This window comes from Sphingorhabdus sp., assembly GCF_035329025.1.
In the GTDB taxonomy this organism is placed as follows: Bacteria; Pseudomonadota; Alphaproteobacteria; order Sphingomonadales; family Sphingomonadaceae; genus Sphingorhabdus_B.
On the sequence record NZ_DAOLHN010000097.1, the window covers coordinates 1 to 1,903 of the forward strand.

A 1,903-nucleotide genomic window follows, 5' to 3' on the forward strand; every position below is an offset into this window, starting at 1 on the left:
GCAAGGCTCAGCACGGTGATGATCTTGCCGCCCGAACCTTCGAGAAAGTCGGTGAACTTGGTGAGCGCCGGAGTGAAGGTCGTGTCGGCACCGGCATAAGCCGCCGTTGCCGCAAGGGCTGCGACCGCAATCGGCAGCGCCAGGCCCGTCATTTTGCCGAGGCGGGGTTTGAGGGACATTGTGGTCATTGATGCATTCTCCATCGAGAGGGTGGGCAGCGATATCGTTCGCTGTCTGTTCTCAATGGCGCGCTAGGAGAGCGATAGGAAAGCGGAATGCGCTCGGAGTGATCGACGGGGAGCTCGTTTTCCGGAAGTGCGGCAAACGCCGACTGGAGAAGCGCCAAAAGCCGTCAATCAGGCGTCAACAAGAGACCGGAGAATCGGCCATTACGGGGAGGGGATTTGGCCACTCGCCCGAATCGTCTCAAAATAGGAAATCCTATATGTTCTGCTAATGTTCTTTCTGCTTTCCTACAGCACGAGTCTCGCCATATTGATTCGAATCGATAGCTTTAACCAAGAAAGGACATTCATCCATGCAGATGGAAATAGCCGAGCGACCCGGCGTCGATCCGGTGCTGGCGCGAACGTTGGCAAAAGCCATCGATGGATCATCCAAGCCCCGCCGCACTATTGCGCGGGAGACAGGTCTTCACAAGGATGCGCTATTGGGCGTCATCCGTGGTACCAGGGCAGTCACGACCGATGAAGCGCTTCGACTGTTTAGTGCTTCTGGCGTGCCACCCAAAGGTATATTGGCGCTGGCGCTTGCTGGCCACGAAGACTTGGCTTCCGAATGGATGCACCAGGACATAGGGCGGTTTTGGGACGAGCTGTTCCGGGCGCTGCCCACAACGCTGGCGGAGGCGTTGGGTGAAGATCTGCAGGAAATCCGGCCCCGCTGGGCTGTCGGCACGTCGCGGCTCGTAGCTAAATTGCTCGCTGAGCATGTGCGTGATGTCATTAGCCGAGAATTTTCAATGCGTTAGATGGGTATTTATCATGAAAATAGACCAAGTCTCTTGCCAAAGTGTGACCCGTGGTTTCGCTGATAGTTCAGAACCGAATCCGTCCCGCCTCATCCGCCTCCCTGAGGTCATGAAGCGCGTTGGGTTGAGTCGTTCGGCGATATATAAGCGGATGGCGGAAGGAAGTTTTCCTCGATCAAGATCACTGAGTCCGAAATGTGCTGTTTGGGTGCAAGCAGAGATTGATATTTGGATAGCTGAAATCTCAAATATTGGCGTAGATCCAAATACAAATAAAATTTAATAATTATCGTTCCAATATAAAATGACAATAGTATATACAATGATAACAATGGCATATCATTATAATATAGATAAATCACATTTGGTTTTTATAGACAGATTGCTACGCAATTATTCCGCAAGACCTTGATGGTGAATACCTAGCGCGCTCGACGATCGCGTGTCCGAAATGCACGCCCTAGGCGGCGTGGACAAATTTGAGCCAGTATCTGGCGGCGGCGATATGAACCATGCTTAGGAAGCTTTCGGCGAGTTGATCGTAGCGGGTTGCGATGGCGCGGTTGATTTTCAGGCGTCCGAAGAAGCGTTCGATGTGATTACGTTCCCTGTAGAGTGCCCGGTCATGTTCGATCTTGATCCGGCGGTTTGAACGGCCCGGGATGACGGCCTGGATGTTACGATGCGCAAGATCGGTTCGGATGGCATCGGCATCATATCCCTTGTCCGCCAGTAGCGCCTTTGGTGCCCGCTCCGGCAGGGCGATCAACGTGTCATAGGCCTTGCAATCGGCTGCTTCGCCGACCGTCAGGTGGAAGGCGACCGGTCGTCCTCTGGCATCTGCCAGACAGTGAAGCTTACTGGTGAACCCGCCCCGCGAGCGGCCAAGAGCGCGTCGATGAGCCCCCCTTT

3 protein-coding genes and 1 pseudogene are annotated in these 1,903 nt (G+C 54.1%); 2 read left to right on the forward strand and 2 right to left on the reverse strand.

The genetic code is table 11. The annotated features are described in order from the left end of the window. Positions 1 to 188, reverse strand: a pseudogene (locus tag PKC81_RS14685) (hypothetical protein); the annotation flags it as partial. Between the two features lie 350 nt (positions 189 to 538). Here PKC81_RS14685 and PKC81_RS14690 point away from each other — a divergent pair. Beyond that, positions 539 to 991, forward strand: coding sequence for a transcriptional regulator (locus PKC81_RS14690; protein ID WP_115548937.1), 453 nt, complete (start codon positions 539 to 541; stop codon positions 989 to 991). A 13-nt stretch (positions 992 to 1,004) separates the two neighbouring features. Then, positions 1,005 to 1,274 (forward strand): AlpA family transcriptional regulator, encoded by a 270-nt coding sequence (locus tag PKC81_RS14695; protein ID WP_115548936.1) that lies wholly within the window; start codon positions 1,005 to 1,007, stop codon positions 1,272 to 1,274. 177 nt (positions 1,275 to 1,451) lie between these two features. On the opposite strand, the gene PKC81_RS14700 is transcribed toward PKC81_RS14695, so the two are convergent. Next, positions 1,452 to 1,903, reverse strand: a 452-nt coding sequence (locus PKC81_RS14700; protein ID WP_324337363.1) for an IS5 family transposase, incomplete at its 5' end; no start/stop codon positions are given.